The sequence below is a fragment of the Pseudobutyrivibrio sp. OR37 genome, from assembly GCF_900113655.1.
Classification (GTDB): Bacteria; Bacillota; Clostridia; order Lachnospirales; family Lachnospiraceae; genus Pseudobutyrivibrio.
The window spans coordinates 58,861-76,673 of the sequence record NZ_FOQF01000010.1; the positions used below are offsets into that span (position 1 = coordinate 58,861).

The 17,813-nt window shown below is 40.9% G+C and carries 13 protein-coding genes; 2 read left to right on the top strand and 11 right to left on the bottom strand.

The genetic code is table 11. From position 1 onward, the window contains the following. Positions 1 to 257 precede the first annotated feature (257 nt). The gene (locus tag BM097_RS06855; RefSeq protein WP_090547275.1) at positions 258 to 1,145 is read left to right on the top strand and encodes a class I SAM-dependent methyltransferase; all 888 of its coding nucleotides are present in this window, start codon (positions 258 to 260) and stop codon (positions 1,143 to 1,145) included. A 39-nt stretch (positions 1,146 to 1,184) separates the two neighbouring features. Continuing rightward, positions 1,185 to 2,555, top strand: a complete 1,371-nt coding sequence (locus tag BM097_RS06860) for an MATE family efflux transporter (protein ID WP_090547278.1) — start codon at positions 1,185 to 1,187, stop codon at positions 2,553 to 2,555. Positions 2,556 to 2,558: 3 nt separating this feature from the next. On the opposite strand, the gene BM097_RS06865 is transcribed toward BM097_RS06860, so the two are convergent. The 11 genes from BM097_RS06865 to BM097_RS06915 all read right to left on the bottom strand — a co-directional run bounded on the left by BM097_RS06865 (position 2,559) and on the right by BM097_RS06915 (position 17,676). After that, positions 2,559 to 3,599, bottom strand: a complete 1,041-nt coding sequence (locus BM097_RS06865) for an ABC transporter substrate-binding protein (protein WP_090547281.1) — start codon at positions 3,597 to 3,599, stop codon at positions 2,559 to 2,561. A gap of 5 nt (positions 3,600 to 3,604) precedes the next feature. Next, complete coding sequence (locus tag BM097_RS06870; RefSeq protein ID WP_090547284.1) at positions 3,605 to 4,645, bottom strand: ABC transporter permease subunit; 1,041 nt, start codon at positions 4,643 to 4,645, stop codon at positions 3,605 to 3,607. Next, on the bottom strand, positions 4,645 to 5,730 hold the full coding sequence (locus BM097_RS06875) for an ABC transporter permease (RefSeq protein ID WP_090547287.1): 1,086 nt from the start codon (positions 5,728 to 5,730) through the stop codon (positions 4,645 to 4,647). Before BM097_RS06875 ends, BM097_RS06870 begins: the two co-directional genes overlap by 1 nt. After that, the gene (locus tag BM097_RS06880; RefSeq protein WP_330389589.1) at positions 5,717 to 7,237 is read right to left on the bottom strand and encodes a sugar ABC transporter ATP-binding protein; all 1,521 of its coding nucleotides are present in this window, start codon (positions 7,235 to 7,237) and stop codon (positions 5,717 to 5,719) included. The genes BM097_RS06875 and BM097_RS06880 overlap by 14 nt, the downstream gene beginning before the upstream one ends. A gap of 78 nt (positions 7,238 to 7,315) precedes the next feature. Continuing rightward, complete coding sequence (locus tag BM097_RS06885) at positions 7,316 to 8,350, bottom strand: ABC transporter substrate-binding protein (RefSeq protein ID WP_090547289.1); 1,035 nt, start codon at positions 8,348 to 8,350, stop codon at positions 7,316 to 7,318. Between the two features lie 127 nt (positions 8,351 to 8,477). Further along, complete coding sequence (locus BM097_RS06890; RefSeq protein WP_090547292.1) at positions 8,478 to 9,812, bottom strand: sensor histidine kinase; 1,335 nt, start codon at positions 9,810 to 9,812, stop codon at positions 8,478 to 8,480. After that, the gene (locus BM097_RS06895) at positions 9,809 to 11,422 is read right to left on the bottom strand and encodes a response regulator (protein ID WP_090547295.1); all 1,614 of its coding nucleotides are present in this window, start codon (positions 11,420 to 11,422) and stop codon (positions 9,809 to 9,811) included. Before BM097_RS06895 ends, BM097_RS06890 begins: the two co-directional genes overlap by 4 nt. Before the next feature lie 47 nt (positions 11,423 to 11,469). Continuing rightward, the gene (locus BM097_RS06900; protein WP_090547298.1) at positions 11,470 to 12,756 is read right to left on the bottom strand and encodes a diguanylate cyclase domain-containing protein; all 1,287 of its coding nucleotides are present in this window, start codon (positions 12,754 to 12,756) and stop codon (positions 11,470 to 11,472) included. 53 nt (positions 12,757 to 12,809) lie between these two features. Continuing rightward, the gene (locus BM097_RS06905; protein ID WP_090547302.1) at positions 12,810 to 13,406 is read right to left on the bottom strand and encodes a cytidylate kinase-like family protein; all 597 of its coding nucleotides are present in this window, start codon (positions 13,404 to 13,406) and stop codon (positions 12,810 to 12,812) included. Positions 13,407 to 13,473: 67 nt separating this feature from the next. Next, entirely contained in the window at positions 13,474 to 14,823 is a 1,350-nt protein-coding gene (locus BM097_RS06910; RefSeq protein ID WP_090547305.1) for an ArsB/NhaD family transporter, read from the bottom strand. A 114-nt stretch (positions 14,824 to 14,937) separates the two neighbouring features. After that, positions 14,938 to 17,676 carry a glycoside hydrolase family 3 protein gene (locus BM097_RS06915; RefSeq protein ID WP_090547308.1) on the bottom strand — a complete coding sequence of 913 codons (2,739 nt, stop codon included), beginning with the start codon at positions 17,674 to 17,676 and terminating at the stop codon, positions 14,938 to 14,940. Between the last annotated feature and the right edge of the window lie 137 nt (positions 17,677 to 17,813).

Here is a 17,813-nt window from a genome sequence, read left to right on the forward strand (position 1 = left end):
CACGGAAAACCAACCTTAGCAAGCTAGGTTGCAACCTCACGCTTCATAGCTATCATGTCACAGCAAGTAATAATATACACGAGAATGGGGGTATCTGCAAGAAAAACTAAGAAATAATTGTATTTTATTAAGAACAATCTTAAAATTAACTATATGTTGTGGTCAAAACCTAGAACATACACAAAAAGCCATTGAACAATAACAAATTTTACTTATACTATTTAAGTCAACATATTATATATATAAGAGGTAACAATATGCAAGTAGCAAATAATTGGAAAGATTATGAAATAATAGATTGCTCTACAGGTGAAAAGCTAGAGCGTTGGGGAGAATATGTTCTTCTTCGTCCCGATCCACAGGTCATCTGGAACACAAAGAAATCCTCTCCTTATTATAAGAAGTTAAACGGTCACTATCATCGTTCTAATAAGGGTGGCGGCGAATGGGAGTTTTTTGATTTACCAGAGCAGTGGACAATCAGCTATCCTATTTGCAATCACGACCTTACCTTCAATATTAAGCCTTTCGCTTTTAAGCACACAGGCATCTTCCCTGAGCAGGCTGTTAACTGGGATTGGTTTTCTTCTATTATAAATAAGGAAATCAAAGAAAAGAATCGCCCTGTAAAGGTGCTTAACCTTTTTGCTTATACTGGTGGTGCTACACTGGCTGCTGCGGCTGCAGGTGCACAGGTTACTCACGTAGATGCTTCGAAAGGTATGGTTGGATGGGCAAAAGAGAATGCTGCATCCTCTGGCTTAGGTGATGCTCCTATCAGATGGCTTGTTGATGATTGCCGTAAATTCGTTGAGAGAGAAATTAGACGTGGTAACAAATATGATGGTATCATCATGGATCCACCTTCATATGGAAGAGGCTCTAAGAATGAGGTTTGGAAGATTGAGGATGATATCTTCCCATTCATTCAGCTTTGCGAGCAGATTATGTCTGATGACGCTCTCTTCTTCCTAGTCAACTCATACACTACTGGTCTTCAGCCTGCAGTTCTTAACTACATGATTAGCACTGCATTATTAAAGAACCATCCAGGTACAGTAACAGCTGATGAGATTGGTCTTCCTGTTACAGAATCAGGTCTTGTTCTTCCTTGTGGAGCAAGCGGACGTTGGACTAGAGCTTAAACTGAACAAAACTACTATATTATAGAAGGAACTATTACAATGGGAGAGACTACAAAAACAAATCCACTTGGCACTGAGCCTGTGGGCACGCTTCTTAGAAAATTTGCGATACCTAGCATCATCGCAATGCTTGTAGGTTCACTTTACAACATGGTGGACCAGCTATTCATAGGTAACTTTGTTGGGCCACTTGGAAATGGTGCTACCAACATACAGTTTCCACTTTCAATTTTAAATGTATCTATTGCACTTTTATGTGGAATCGGTTCTGCATCTACCTTTAATCTTGCCATGGGACGTGGTGAGACCAAAAAGGCAGGCTATTATATCGGTAACGCAGTATCTGTAATGTTGATTGGTGGACTTATCCTTTCGTGTGTTACAGAGATTTTCCTTGAGCCTATCCTTTTAGGCTGTGGTGCTACTGAAAATATTCTTCCTTATGCAATGGAATATTCAAGAGTGTGTGCTCTAGGCTACCCTCTTTTCATCTTATCAGCAGGTGGTGCTCACATAGTTAGAGCTGATGGTAGTCCTAATATGACTATGGCCATCAACATGACTGGTGCCATTATAAACACAGTTTTAGACTTTTTATTTGTTGCAGTATTTGGATGGGGAATGACTGGTGCTGCTGTTGCCACAATCATTGGGCAGTACATTGCAGGAATCATGGTACTTGTCTACCTTACAAAATTCAAAACTGTAAAGCTTGAAAAGAAGCACTTCATTCCAAACCTGCATATTATTTTGGCAATTACTTCACTTGGTGCCGCACCATTTATTAATCAGATTGCTATGATGCTTGTTCAAATCGTAATGAATCACGTAATGGGACACTACGGTGCACAGTCAATCTATGGCTCTGATATACCTATCACATGCGCAGGTATCATATCAAAGGTAAATGGAATCTGTTTCTCTTTTGTTATTGGTATTTCACAGGGATTGCAGCCAATTATCAGTTTTAACTATGGCGCTAAGAATTATAAACGTGTTAAGGATGCATATCATCTGGCTATCAAACTGGCTTTTTGCATTACAACAGTAAGCTGGTTATTCTTCCAGCTTTTCCCTAGACAGATTGTATCAATATTTGGATCAGGAAGTGATTTGTACTTTGACTTCTGTACAAGATATTTCAGAATTTTCTTATTTGGAATTTGTACTGCTTTCCTACAGCCTTTATCATCAAACTTCTTTACATCAATAGGAAAGCCTTATAAGGGAATATTTATGTCACTTACAAGACAGGTGCTATTCCTTACACCATTAATCATTTGCTTGCCAATGATATTCGGATTCGACGGTGTACTTTACGCAGGACCAATAGCTGACGTACTTTCATTTATAGTATGCTTCACTTTGATAAGACGCGAGTTCAGCCACCGCGAATTCCGCTCAGAATAATTTCTATTTTAACGGGTTGACCACTGTATATTCGATATCGTCAACCGTAACAGTCTCAACATCGGTTAGGGTGCTGAAGATGCTTTCCTCGACATAATTGAATTTCTCGGGAATACGGCCTTCTTCAAGAGCCTTTATCATTGCTTCTACTCTAGGGCCATGTAAAGGATTGCACTCTCCGATGCAGGCTATTTTGCCTAAGGCTGCATAAGATAACGCTTCTCTATTAATTCCATCAAATGATAAAACCATTATCTCACCATTTTCAATGTCGGCGCCGGCCTTGTAGCCTGCAGCCTCTATTGCCTTAATGGCACCTATAGCTTCATTATCATTTTCACAATATACAACATTAATATTATCGTATTCACGAAGTAGCTCTGTCATTACCTCGCGACCTTTTTCCTGGGTGAAATCTGCATCACGAAGAGCCACTATATCCCAGCCATGCTCTAGTGCGGCTTCGTTAAGACCACGGGAGCGTCCAAGCTGAGCTGTAGAGCCTAAGGTTCCCTGCAAATCTACAATATGAAGATTCTCCGATGGAATGTCGTGTACCACTGTGTATTGATATAACCACTCGCACACCTTTTTGCCTTCAAGCTCAAAATCTGAGCCAATCCAGCACTGATACAAAGACCTATCCGCCACATCCACCATACGGTCTACAAGAATTACAGGAATCTGAGCCTCCTTTGCCTCTTCCAAAACAGAGTCCCAGCCAGATTCAGTAACTGGCGCAAGAACGATGTAGTCTACATCCTGCTGAATGAAGGTACGAATAGCCGTAATCTGATTGGTTTGCTTCTGCTGGCCATCATTAAATACCAGACTATAATCAGTGTCCTCCCCAAAGGCTTCCTTCATGGATTCAGTATTAGCGCTGCGCCAATCTGATTCAGCCCCCAGCTGGGAAAAGCCCACGACTATCTTCCCGCTTTCTGTATTTTCAATTTCTTCTGTCTGAACAGGACGACTGCTCCCGCAGCCAGTTAGTACCAGCAACGAGAGCAGAAGCCACATAAAAGTCTTTTTATTTTTCATAAATATTATACTGCCTTTAATGCCTTCTTCTTATTAGCCATGATAACACTCTGAATCAAAAGGAACAAGCATAGCATTGCAGCAATTGTAATTCCTGTCCACCAAGCCTGATCGAAACCAGCTGATGAAACGATGTTTTGAATTGTACTAAGTGAAAGAACACCGAATAATGTTCCGATGATATTTCCTACACCACCTGTAAGCATTGTACCGCCGATGATAGATGAAGCGATTGCGTTCATTTCCATACCCATTGCGTGAGATGCTGCACCAGAACCTACGTGAAGGAAATATACATATCCACCAACGCCTGCTAAAAGTGAGCAGATAAGGTGAGATAAAAACTTTGTGCGCTTTACATTGATACCAAGCATGAGAGCACTTTGCATGTTACCACCAACTGCATAGAAGCTACGTCCAAGCTTTGTCCAACGTAAAACTGCAAATAAAACAATGACGATAATAAGTGCGACAACAACACCAATTTCTACATAAGCTGGAACGTAAGCGCCAAGCTTGTTTGTAGAGCCCATTCCTGGAACATTGATACGTGTTAATTTTAAAGCTACAAACTTTTCATTAGCAACGTTGAATGGTGCTGTGTTTACGATTGTTGTCATGCCCCTGGCGAAGAACATACCTGCCAGAGATACAATAAATGGCTGGATATCTAGATATGCAACAAGCACGCCCTGAACGATACCATAAGCAAGTCCGATACCAAGTGCAATCAAAATGGAACCAAAGATTGAACCATCATGATAATCAAGGTAAACGGCACAGCACATTGATACAAGAGCAACAACACCACCGATAGAAATATCGATTCCGCCTGTAATCATTACAAGGCTCATGCCGCAGGATGTAATGATAAGTGCTGCGTTGGCATTTAAGATATTGAAGAATGCCTGTGGCTTGGTGAAGGCTCCACCAAGAATTAAAGCTGCTCCAATATACATAATTACGAATACAATAATTGTGATAGAAAGAAGAAGGTTTGTATCACTAACGCGAGTGAAAATACTTTCCTTTTTACTCTTTTCCATTATGCCACCTCCTTCTTGCTAGTTAAGTTTTTGCTGAGCTTTCTAAGATACTCACGAACAGTTGGAGCAGAGAATACCACAAGAAGGATTACTACTACTGCCTTGTATGCTGCAAGAGCATCTGAGCTAACCTCAAACTTATAAAGTGTAGTTGTCAAAAACTGGATTACATAAGCTGCAAGAACTGATGCCCAGATATTGAACTTACCACCTGATAATGCGTTTCCACCAAGAGCTACTGCAAGGATTGCATCCATTTCGATATCCTTTGCAATAACTGAATAGTTGATTGTAGATAGACGGCTTACCTTAATAAGTGCTGCTACTGCAACGCATAAACCTAAAATTACAAATGCTAAAATCTTGATAGCTGTAGGATTGATACCATTTAATCTAGATGATTTTTCGTTGATACCTACTGCCTGTGTGTAAAGTCCTAAGTTTGTATACTTAAGAACTAATGCAATGATGATAATGCATCCAATTGCGATAAATACTGTTGTTGGAACTGGAATTCCTGGGATGAAGCCTCCGAAATATCCAAACTTTGGATCTGGAACGATTGGAAGCTCATTGTTGTTAATCCAAGCTGCGATTGAACGTCCAGCTGTAAATAATATCAGTGTGGCAATCATAGGTTGAATCTTAAATATGGCTACCAAAACACCATTAAACAGACCACAAAGCATACCAACAATACATGCTACTAAAAATGCTACGATAACAGGTGTTGCTATTTCTGTTGGACGAGCCTCGCCACCGCATAATACTCTAAGCATTGCAGAACCTGCGATTGCTATTGTTGCACCTACGGAAATATCCTGTCCACCTGAAGCTGCTGTAACAAGTGTCATACCAATTGCAAGGATTGCAAGCTCTGAGCCGTAATCCAAAATTGTGATTAAGTATCCAGATAAAACAGGGTTGCCTGCGTTGTTAAGTCCCATTGTTACTTTGAAAAATGTTGGGTCATGGACTAAGTTAATCACCGCTAAAAGAAGCAATGCTAAAAGTGGTATAAACATCTGATTAGAAATCAACCTACGCCAAAAGTTTTCTCCCTTTTTTGTTTTACTCATTTTCATTCTCACCTCCGGCTATGGTTTTCATAATCTTATTCTGGCTCAAATCATCTTCTGACAACTCACCTACAATCTTGCGGTCACGCAATACGATAAGTCGTGAGCAAGTACGTAGCATCTCATCTGTCTCTGATGAAATGAAGGTAACACTCATACCTTCTGAGGCAAGCTCTAATACAAGCTTCTGAATATCTACCTTTGTTCCAACGTCGATACCACGAGTTGGCTCATCAAGGATTAAATACTCTGGGTGCATTAGCAACCAGCGAGCAAGAATAACCTTCTGTTGATTTCCACCTGAAAGTGATTTGATAGGTGTGTCCGCAGAAGCTGTCTTAATATTTAATTTCTTAATGTATTCATCTGCAAATTTATATTGCTCGGCCTTTGAGAATGGCTTAAAGAATCCAGTTAGAACCTGAAGTGCTAAGATAATATTCTCCCTAACTGAAAGGTCTCCAATGATACCATCAATCTTTCTATCCTCTGGCAGATACGCTATACCGTTTTTCATAGCATCAAGAGGTTTTTGAATCTTAACATCCTTGCCATGAACCTTAACCTTGCCAGAAAGGACTCTGTCGGCACCAAAGATAGCTCTAACGCTTTCTGATCTACCAGATCCAAGCAATCCGATAAAGCCGTTAACTTCGCCTTTCTTAATGTAAAAATCAAATGGCTCGATGCCTGCATCACTCTGCAAGCCTTCCGCCTCAAATACTGTTTCACCTGCGTCCTTGCCGCTGTAGGTTTCATGCTCGCCCTTGATATCTGAAAGGTCATCCATCTCTTTTCCAAGCATCTTTGCTACAAGCTGAACACGAGGTAAATCCTTTATTTCAAATTCTCCCACTAACTGACCATCACGAAGAACAGTGATTTTGTCGCACACCTCATATACCTGATCCAAGAAGTGAGTAACGAAGATGATACCTACTCCTCTAGCCTTTAGATCCCGCATTAATCCAAAGAGCTTCTGAACCTCCTGTGCATCTAAGGATGATGTTGGCTCATCCAAAATCAAAACCTTACAATCCATATCCACCGCTCTTGCGATAGCTACCATCTGCTGAACTGCTATTGAACAGCTAGCTAACTGCTGTGTTGCAGATGCTGGTATATCAAGTGATTTTAATATACGATCTGCATCCTCATTCATTTTTTTCCAATTTGTAAGTGCCCCTTCAGTACGTCCAATGTACATATTTTCTGCAACTGTAAGATTTGGGCACAATGTAATTTCCTGATATACGGTACTAATACCGCTTCTTTGTGCATCCTGTGGAGAGTGAATCTGAACCTCACCCATTCCCTTTAAACTGATAGTCCCTTCGTCCTTTGTATAAACTCCGGTAAGGACCTTAATCAATGTAGATTTTCCCGCACCATTTTCCCCCATCAAAGCGTGAATCTCACCTTCGTTTAAGGAAAAATCCACATTTGACAAGGCTCGAACACCAGGAAAACTTTTGCAAATGCCACGCATTTCAAGTACTCTATTGTCTTTCACCGGTTTGTCTCCTCGTCTTTTTTTTGAAAGAGGCGCGGATAACCGCGCCTCATAAATTACTATAGTTACTTACAATAATTAGATGCCGTATGTGTCAACATCTTCCTGTGTAATTGTCTCAGCATCGAAGCCCTTCTCGTCCATGATTACAACCTTCTCTGAAGGAGCGCTGCCGCCTTCGATTGTCTTGATGATTTCATCAATGTATGAAGCCTGGAATGGGTTGCACTGTCCATCATAGTTCCAGTTCTGAGCAAGAAGCTCTTCAAGTGCCCACTTGTTGCAGTCAAAGCCCATAACGATTACGTCTTTGCCAACACCGTGTGAGATACCAGCTGCATCAAGAGCTGCAACTGCACCCTTAGCCATATCATCGTTCTCAGCGTAGATTACGTTGAAGTCCTTACCAGCATCGATCTGTGACTGAACGATCTGCTGTGCCTTCTCTGCGTTCCATTCAGCTGTCTGCTGTGCTACGATTTCCCAATTGCTTTCTGCTGCAACCTTTGAATCAAGTGCGCCTGAACGTCCCTGCTGAGCTGCTGAACCCATAACACCCTGAATGTGGATAACCTTGTAGCTGTCTAAGCCCTGGCCCTCAAGCCACTTAACTGCTGTCTCACCTTCCTTGTCCATATCAGATACGATAGAAGCATCATAGAGGCTCTCATCTGCATCGATTGTACGGTCAAAGAGGATTACGTGGATACCAGCTGCCTGTGCATCCTGAAGTACTGAATCCCAGCCTGCTGTATCAGCTGCTGAAAGAAGTAAGTAGTCTACATCATCCTGGATGAACTGCTGAGCGTATTGAATCTGCTCATCGTTCTTTAAGCTGTATGCGAAAGAAGCATCATAGCCATTTTCCTTTGTGAACATTGCCTTTAAGTCAGCATCGTTAGCTGTACGATAACCAGACTCGTTAGGATCGTTGTTGATAATACCTACTTTAATTAAGTCACCAGAAGCTGCTGGAGCCTCTTCTGTTGTAGCTGCCTCTTCGCTACCTGCTGTGTCTGTGCTAGCAGCATCTCCGCCGTCACTGCCGCCACATGCTACAAGACCCATTGTCATTGCAGCAACCATCATCATTGCTAAAACTTTTCTCTTCATTTTTCCCCTCCTTATAAGGTCTAAGTGTTTTTGGGGCTTTCCCCCTTGCTGAGATTATATTAGCCTAGAAGGGTGTGTTTTTACATTGATAAAAAAAAGTTATTTGTTTGATTTTTTATTCCAATTTTTACGAAGTTTGATTTTCTACGATTTCAGTAGAATTTTTTGGGAGACGAAGGATAACTTTTGTACCTTCCCCGTATGTGCTTTCAATAGATAGTCCAAATTCCTCCCCTAGATTCAAGCGAATACGTTCATTTACGTTGTACATTCCATAAAGCACGCTTTCCGCAGGAGTCTTATCTGCAAGGGCTTTTCGTATTGCTTCCAGCCTTTCTTCAGTCATTCCAATTCCGTTATCCTCCACCTGAAGATAGTAGGAATCCACCTGCTCCCATCCAGTAAGGATGATTTTTCCACCACCACGTTTATTTTTTATACCATGGTAAAGGGCGTTTTCCACAAGTGGCTGGAGAGTGATTTTTGGAACCTTAAAATCGTAAAGCTCCTCTGGAACATTTATCTCGTACTGTAAAATATCTAAATATCTAATCTGCTGAATTTCAAGATAACTACGAACATGCTGAATATCCTCTCGCACCGTGACAATTTCCTTGCCTCGATTTAAAGATGTTCTAAAGAAATCCGACAAGCTTCCAACCATTGCAATTACCTGCTTCTGATTACCTGCTTCCGCAGACCACACGATGGCATCCAAGGTATTGTACAAAAAATGTGGATTAATCTGTGCCTGAAGTAATTCAAATTCAGCCTTTCTAAGTTGCCTCTGTTCCGCTCTTACCTGTTTTTCAATTGGCTCCGTAATAGAAATTGGCACAAAAATTGAGTAAACTACCAGGACAGATACGATAATCATAAAAGTGCAAATCGCAATTCTGATAAAGTTGATTACATGAGCTCTGTTATTCTCCTGAGCGGTTTGAAGTTCTCGGTTTTCGTAATAGATGTATTCGTTAATAGTGTCCTGAACCAGCCCCGTTACTATTTGCACATCATTTTCCCAGATGACCATATTTTCTTCGTAGCGACCTTCGCTTTTAAGATTGGTCTCGATTCGCTGATTATAGGTCTCTAGATTATCTAGATATTTTTCTGCGCTCTCTAGTCTTTTACGATTATCTCTGGTATCTGTGTATTGCTCTAATTCGTTAACTACTCGCCTTGCATCTGTAAGCAGGCTTTGAAGCCTTGAATCTTCGGCTGTTTTATTTCCTACAATAAGCAGATAGGTTTCATAGTCGTAATCATTTTTAAAATCCAAGCTGAACTCGCTGGCCGTCACCACCGAGTTCAGCATTTTTTCATATCTCTCATTTGTCTGCCACAAGTTATAAAATACATAAACCAAAAAGAAGACTATTGGAATCAAAAGAAATAAATAGGAAATTCTAATTTGTAGGGCTAGCTTACCTTGCTCCCTCTCACTACTCTTTTTTCTCATTTGGATTCCTCTTTTGCAGTTCCTCTGTATTGTGTAGGAGTCATCCCCTGAGTCTTTTTAAAGGCATAAGAGAAATAATGGGCATCCTTGTAGCCCACAAGTCCTGCGATTTCACTGCTCTTTTTGCTGGTGCAGCGAAGCAATTCCTTAGCCTTGGTAATTCGATAGTCTGTTAAGTATTTTATAAATGGCTGGCCAGTCTGCTGACGGAAAACTGCACTAAGATGATTAGGCGAAAAATTCACGTAAGCCGCCAAAGAATTCAAAGAAAAATCTTCATTTGAATAATTATCTTCTATGTATGCAATGGCATCTCTAACCACATCGTGATATCTGCTCTTTGATTTTTCCTCACGCAGGGTGATGGCCTTATCAATAATTTTCTTCAGATAATTTACTGCATTATCTTTGTTTAGCATGATTGATTTATCGGAATCAAAGGTGTCGATTGCATCCCTTGAGGCGCCGATTTCATTCTCCACAAAATCCACTACAGTAAGATATGTATCCATAGTCAGATACTGACGGAACATAGTAGAATTCATTACGGAAGCCCCCAGCTCCTGAATAAATTCCTCTACGAAGAAGGTAACCTCATTACAATCTCCGCGGCGCAGGAACTCTATAACACGCTCATGTGCCATCTGCTTTGGATTCAAATCTGACAAAGAAAACTCCTCATTTTCCTGTGTGTTATGCTCATTTCCCCAGATGAATTTGTTGGATTCTCCCAGATGACGATGAGCAAAGCCACGGCCTGCGCTATCAAAGGATTCCGGAATTTCAGTGATATGAGTAACAGTTTTGCCGATGCCTGCGAAAAAGCGAATATGTCGATTTTCATCAAACATATTCTGCATTCTTTCGATACATTCCTTTAAAAGAGCATCCATCTGCTCCTCAGAATCTGCCTTAAATAAAAAAGCCTTGCCTTCCAAATGACGATCGAAAAGCAAAGCATGTTTTTCCTCCGCCATAGCCTTAAGTCTGTCTTCCATGGAAACAACGGTACCAGAGTATTCCTCCATATCGTGTCTGTCGGACCAAACCTTAAGTAAAAGTATGTTGTAGCACAATGCCGATAAATCAAGAGACAGCTTTCTGGCCTCTCCCATAAGGGAAACCGTGTCCCTGCCGCCAGTGACAAGTGAATCAAAGAATCCCAGTCTCTCCCCAAGATTCTTTTCCTCCATCTCACGCTCATACTTTTCTACAATGGCGAGTTCTTCTTTTTTCTCTTTAATTTTGTTGCCCAGCTGATCAAGCTCCTCCAACAGCTTATTGCCGCTGATAGGCTTGCCCAGGTAGCGGGCTACGCCGATATTAAGAGCCTCCTGTGCATAGGCAAACTCCTCGTAGCCAGTAAGCAAAATGATTTCTGTAGAGGAATGCTCCTCCTTAATCATTTTTGACAAGGTAAGACCATCCATAAATGGCATTTTGATATCCGTAATTACGATATCTGGAAGCTCCTTCCTAATCATAGGTAGAGCCACCTCTCCATCTCCTGCTTCCCCACAGAATTCAAAACCATGACTGTTCCAATCAATGTTGTTCTTGATTGATTCGCGGACAAAATACTCGTCCTCAACTAAAAAAACCTTTAACATAAATTCCCCCAAAATAAAAACCTACGCCCATTATAGCATGACATAACCTACTTGCACACAATTTGATTACGCCCGCCCTCTTTGGCTTCATACAGATTGGCATCTGCACGACTAAGAGCCTCATCTGTTGATTCACCAGGAATCATCGCTGTCAGACCAAAGCTCATTGTAATCTGTCTGTCGGTATCAGGCACATAGATAGTACGAATATCATCCATGATTATAGATAATTCTCGTTTTGCGATATCAAGCTCCCTGTTATCAAAAATAAGCAGGAACTCTTCACCGCCCCATCTAGCCGCAAAGCCTTTTCCAACCATTCCCTTTTTAAGCTTACCTGCCACCTTTCTTAGAACTTCATCACCCATTTCGTGGCCGTAAGTATCATTTACCTTCTTGAAGAAATCGATATCTGCAATGCAGACACAATACTTCATTCCCATTTCCACCATCTTTACCCTGATTTCCTCAAGCCTCTTGTCGGCGGAACGTCTATTGTTAAGCTCGGTAAGAGCATCAAACTCAACCAAGTTTTTCAAAGCCCTTGCCATTTTTTTACCATCATTGGCAAGACTCTTTATCTCATCATCTTCCTGCAAAAGCTCTCTAGGCATTTCGGAATCAAACTCTCCGTTTGAGAGCTTGTTCATGTACCTGTCCATCTTGAAAATTCTTTCTGCCAGCTTTTTATTGAAGCGCACCATGATGATGCCGAAGAACACAGCCACCACAATGCATATTCCAATAACAGGAAGAATGTATCTTATGATATGATGCTTTACATCTTCTCCTGAGCGGCATACGCCAATCATTCCCATTATAGAACCATCCGCTCCAGTAAAAGGTTTGTAATAAGCAAAGCTTTTGGTGTTATAGACGATTACATTGTCGTAAAAAACAGGCTGGCCCGTATCTAACACATCATTTTTAACCACGGTGGCAACCTTTGTGCCCATGGCACTATTACCCTCGGCATCACTTAAGGTAGTAAGAATTCGGGTATCCTCGTAAAAGATAGAGACTTCAATATTCAGCATCTTGGAAAACTTTGCCATCAGGGTGTTTTCTCCATTTAAACGCTGCTCCCCTTTGTATATCTCCACCTCACCATTTTCAGTTTCAACTAAACGAAAATCTCCAACATAGTACTGATCAAAAATGAAGGCCACCAAATCGGCATCATTTATCAATTCCTTCCGAATCTGGTCCGTGATAGATTTTCTGACAATGCTGACACTCACCGCTACGATGGCCACCGTCATAAGCGTAAGCGGTATCAACGTCATCTTTAGCATCTGTCTTTTCAGACTGTTCTTAAACCCCTTATCTGACATACACCTCTCCTTTGTAGCAGACCAAAAAGAGCAGGCATGAAGCCTGCTCTTGATTACTCTTTGTTATTCAAAAACTCGGAAAGCATTTTATAGAGTGCCTCCGCAGTTGCTTCAACCCCCATCAAGGAACTATTCACACAGAAATCGTATCCTCTGCTGTCTCCCCATTTCATCTTCGAATAATAGTTATGATAAGCCTTACGCTTTTTATCATGACGATACATCTTAGCTTTTGCTTCAATCTTATTAAGCTTATACAGCCTGCAAATTCGCTCTGTCTTAGCTGCCTCATCACCTCTGATAAAAAGTGATATAAGAGCAGAGTGATCCCTCAAAACATTTTCTGCGCATCGTCCAACTACAACAAAGCTTTCTCCGCTTTCAGCCTTCTCCCTGATAAAATCAAACTGAAGCTTTGCAATGGTATCCTGTACACTTGAAGAATGTCCGCGAACTGTACGTGTCAGCCCCTGGCGCTTCATTTCCTCGTGCTTATGTAAATCCTCAGCATCTATTCCGTTTTTCTCCGCCATCTGATCAAGCATATTGCGATCATATAGAGGAACATTGAACCTTTCTGCTAACCTGGTAGCTATTTCGTGTCCGCCACTACCATATTCTCTACCTACTGAAATAATAAATTGCCCCATAAACTACCCCCCTTCAGTATTTATCCTACATATATTTTATATGATTTTCGATTATAAGTCGAGATTCTTACAAATATCTGAAGAAAATACAAAGCATAGATACCATCAGCACAATGATTGTGCCTGGCACTAATTCTTTGCAATATGTAGCCCAGCTGATTGGATAACCTTCCTTACCTGCTGTGGAAATACCAACAACATTTGCGCTGGCTCCGATTGGTGTCATGCTTCCACCGATATCTGTTCCAATTGCAAGTGTCCAAGCCATAGTAGAAAGATCGACACCTGTAGTAGCTGCAAGAGTTTTGATTACAGGAATCATTGTAGCTGAGAATGGAATGTTGTCGATGAATGCTGATGCGAAAGCGCTAACCCAAAGGATAATAGCTATCATAAGATGAGCATTTCCACCTGAAATCTTTGCGATAAAATCTGCAATAACAACTAGTACCCCTGTCTCCTCAAGACCACCAACTACAATAAATAGTCCAATGAAGAATAACAGTGTATGGTAATCAACTCTCTTAAGCAGTGTAAATGCCTTACGGCCTGCTGTGGCAAGTGTGATGATTGCAATAAAGGTTCCAATAAATGCAACAGTAAGTCCTGTCATTGAATGAGTTACAAGAAGTACGATTGCGATGATGAAGATAATTGTGCTAGTAATAAATTCCCTCATGTTGTCGATTCTGATATCAACATTAATAGTGCTTGGGTCTACCTTATCGGCTGGGTCCTGCAATCTGTTTCTCATTGTGAAATAGAAATATAAAATGATTATAACAAGTGAAATAGCACCGATTGCACCAGTGTTTTCTACGAAATCTGCAAAGGAATATCCAAGTGAGGTTCCGATAATGATGTTTGGTGGATCGCCGCACATTGTAGCACTTCCTCCAAGATTTGCGCAGAAGATTTCTGCCATAATAACGGGAACCGGATTAAACTTAAGTGTTCTTGCAAGTCTGATTGTAACTGCTGCCAAGAATAATATAACTGTAATAGAATCAATGAACATCGCCAGCACTGATGCAAGAATCATAAATGCCACAAAGATTCTAACTGGTTCGAATTTTGCAAGCTTTGCAATCTTCAGGCAAAGCCAATCGAAAAAGCCTGCTTCTGCCATGCCTTCTACCATTACCATCATTCCCCATAAGAAAATGATAGTGGCCCAATTGACACCAGATGTCTGTTCTGCTGATTCTCCTGCTGCATGCCAAAATGAAGGTTTGATGATACCTCCAAGTGCCAGTGTTTTAAAAAAGCTTTCAGAGCTGCGCAGTCCTATACCGAAAACAAAAATGCCAGTAAGAGCACCGCAGCCTAATGTAACATAGTGCTTTGGGAATCTATCCCATACAATAAGCACAAACATAGCCAAAAAAATGACTATAGCCATTATCTCCGCTACCATAATAAAACTCCCTTCGTATGCGAATATTACATAATATATTGTATACGAGGGGAGTTAAAATTTAAAGCTGTATTTAGTTAAATATTGTTACCTTTCACGGGCCGTGAAGTGTAACTAAATGTTTGCGCTGTCCATGAGTTTTTTCATGGATGCTGAGGTCTTAATTGTGTTGAGAATATTGATAACAGCCTGCTGCAAATCTCCAAGTGCAAGATAAGCGCCTCTGTTAATTCCTCTGTAGGTTATTTCCTTATCTCCATTTGTAAGCTCCTGTATCTTGCAAATTCCCATTTCCTGATATTTCAGAACGTTTTCATTCAGTTGGATATTGGCTGCAACCGTTGTCTTTATTAGATTCTTGCCATGCTTGTTTGGCATAAACGAACCCCATTTATAGTACTGAATCATTGGGTCCCCATATACAAAATTCTTTTCCACCTTCTCAACATATCCATCTTCAGTAAACTGCGGTGCTATCTCCATCATAGACTTAAGAATTTCATCTGGGTCAAAACCTGGCATAATCAAATCACAGCCTGCATGCAAATCGTAGGCTTTTTCAGATAAGGAACCCCAATCGGACATGACAAGTCCATCAAAGCCCCAGTCACTTCTGACTATGTCTGTATTAAGCTCACGTATGGAAGATGTGTACTCACCATTTAGTCTGTTTCCTGAATTTAACAGGCCCGCTGGTCTGCAGATAAATTGGCAGACAGAAAATGCTCTCAGGTAAATCTCTCCAAACGCACGACCAGAGATGTTGATGTTTACATCTGCAGTACCGCTCTCTTGATTGTAAGTAGCCAGATTCTTGAGAATAACATCGCGACCTTCATAACGCTTGATTCCCATAGTAAGTCCTGCCCCCATGACGCCTGCCAGGGTTGGGTCTTCAGAATAGAATTCGTAAGCGCGGCTTCTCATTGGATTTCTATGAACATTTAATGCTGGCGCAAGAATATAGTCAATTTCATATAATTCCATTTCTCGGCCAATAGCACGTCCCATTCGAACCATCGCACCCATATCCCAGGTCTGTGCCATATTCATAGGAGATGGGAAGCAGGTACATGGAACCTGGTCTATCCTGAGTCCTGAAGGTCCATCTGCAATATTTACACTAGGAATTCCAAGTGTGGTTGAAAACTGGGATGTAGTATTTGCAGAAATTCTGCGTTTATATTTATCAATAGTAAAATCAAACTTAAATCTGGATTCGTTGTTTATTAATCTGTCCCCATCTGTTCCAGAAACAATTCTTGCCATTATTTCAGGGGAAAGGGACGATACAAACTCCTCCACTGTAACCTTTCCTTTTACAACATCAAAGAAGGTTGAGGTTCCACAAGGCTTAACGTATTTAACGTTCTCTCTACCAAATTGTGGCATTGTATAGGCATTATTATTTGTATAAGAAACATACTTACTTCCTTCCTGGACGTAAGTGGAAATATCTGTTTTTTGAGTGACGAACTTGTTTGCAGAATTATAATCATCACCATTTAACGAGGCCACCATAATGAAGCCTGTGTCTTCTTCCTTAGGGACAGGAGGCTCCAAAAATTCCATAGGCTTATCTGTGTCGATGCCTTTTGTAACCTTTTTAATAGTGGTAAATCTATCAAGTACAACCTTGCCGCAAAGCACTGTATCCCTTGAATTAGAACCTATTCTAAAAAGATAATCTCCCTTCTCCATTACCCATGCAGGTTCTTCTTCATAGAAGGAGCAGATTGTCATAATAGGGATTTTGATTGTAACTTCCTCGTACTCGCCTGGCTTTAGCTTGCCTGTCTTTGCGAAGCCTGCCAGTATCTGATGTGGCTTATCCAAATTAACGGTAGGCTGCGTGCAGTATACCTGGACCACCTGTCTGCCTGAATGCTCGCCTGTATTCATCACCTTAATTCGAAGCACAATAGCTATCCAGCTAGCTTCCAGATATTCCAGCTTCATTTCAAAGGTGGTGTAGCTCAGCCCATATCCAAATGGATATAAAGGTGTAACATCAAAGGTATCGAAATAGCGATAGCCCATGTAGATGCCTTCCTTATAGTCCAACTCATTACTCTTTGTGGTTTTATTTATGGCTGATGGACTATAGCAGGTTGAATAATCCTTGTATTTCTTTGCCCAGGTAGCGGTAAGTCTGCCACTAGGATTAACTGCTCCAGTCAAAACATCTGCTAAGGAATTTCCAGCTTCCATGCCAGGAATACCCATAAAAAGGATAGCCTTAACATTCTTCGAACGTGAAAGCAGTGTCATTTCCAACATATTCGTATTTAAAACAAGAATGACGTTTTCAAAGGTATCAATCACAAGCTTTAGATTTGCCTGCTCAACCTCTGAAAAATGATATTCACTCTCTCTAAGCTGGCCGCTGCCCACAAGCTCATGTCTGACAACATAAATACAGGTATCTGTTCCAAGTACCGCTTCTGCAATGTCTGCGGCAGAAATAGGCACTTCTTCAACCTCGTATTTTTTGCCTGGATAGTTGTCCTTGTTTTTTAGCAAGGCCTTCTCTCTCTTATCCTGCTGCTTGACGGCCTTATCCATCTTATCCAGCCAAGAATCTGTAGAAAAAGTAAATCCATTGTTCAATAGACCATCTCTAACGCTTATATTTCTATCCGTATATACGTAATTAAAAAATAATCCGCAATAAATTGTGTCCACTGCTCCGGCGCCAAAGAGCGCCACCTTACCTCTAGTCATTGGCAGTATTCCGCTATTTTTAAGCAGCACCATACTATCAGACCCCAGAGCTCTAACTGTCTCTCTGTGGTCCTCGAACTGCATTTTGCCAACCCTAGCTAACTTACTCCTGATGTCGTCCAACTTCATAAAATAATACTCCCAAAATCCTATTTATGTCTTATTATACACTATTTTATGCTTTTATTTTATTCTTGAATATGATACTATTTTTCTATTTAAAAACTGTGATAGAATTGTTAAACTTATTTAAATAGGAGGATTTT

Bases quoted from the DNA above. Each gene is read 5' to 3' on its own strand.
- BM097_RS06855 (WP_090547275.1), top strand. From the start codon at position 258: ATGCAAGTAGCAAATAATTGGAAAGATTATGAAATAATAGATTGCTCT.
- BM097_RS06860 (WP_090547278.1), top strand. From the start codon at position 1,185: ATGGGAGAGACTACAAAAACAAATCCACTTGGCACTGAGCCTGTGGGC.
- BM097_RS06865 (WP_090547281.1), bottom strand. From the start codon at position 3,599: ATGAAAAATAAAAAGACTTTTATGTGGCTTCTGCTCTCGTTGCTGGTA.
- BM097_RS06870 (WP_090547284.1), bottom strand. From the start codon at position 4,645: ATGGAAAAGAGTAAAAAGGAAAGTATTTTCACTCGCGTTAGTGATACA.
- BM097_RS06875 (WP_090547287.1), bottom strand. From the start codon at position 5,730: ATGAAAATGAGTAAAACAAAAAAGGGAGAAAACTTTTGGCGTAGGTTG.
- BM097_RS06885 (WP_090547289.1), bottom strand. From the start codon at position 8,350: ATGAAGAGAAAAGTTTTAGCAATGATGATGGTTGCTGCAATGACAATG.
- BM097_RS06890 (WP_090547292.1), bottom strand. From the start codon at position 9,812: ATGAGAAAAAAGAGTAGTGAGAGGGAGCAAGGTAAGCTAGCCCTACAA.
- BM097_RS06895 (WP_090547295.1), bottom strand. From the start codon at position 11,422: ATGTTAAAGGTTTTTTTAGTTGAGGACGAGTATTTTGTCCGCGAATCA.
- BM097_RS06900 (WP_090547298.1), bottom strand. From the start codon at position 12,756: ATGTCAGATAAGGGGTTTAAGAACAGTCTGAAAAGACAGATGCTAAAG.
- BM097_RS06905 (WP_090547302.1), bottom strand. From the start codon at position 13,406: ATGGGGCAATTTATTATTTCAGTAGGTAGAGAATATGGTAGTGGCGGA.
- BM097_RS06910 (WP_090547305.1), bottom strand. From the start codon at position 14,823: ATGGTAGCGGAGATAATGGCTATAGTCATTTTTTTGGCTATGTTTGTG.
- BM097_RS06915 (WP_090547308.1), bottom strand. From the start codon at position 17,676: ATGAAGTTGGACGACATCAGGAGTAAGTTAGCTAGGGTTGGCAAAATG.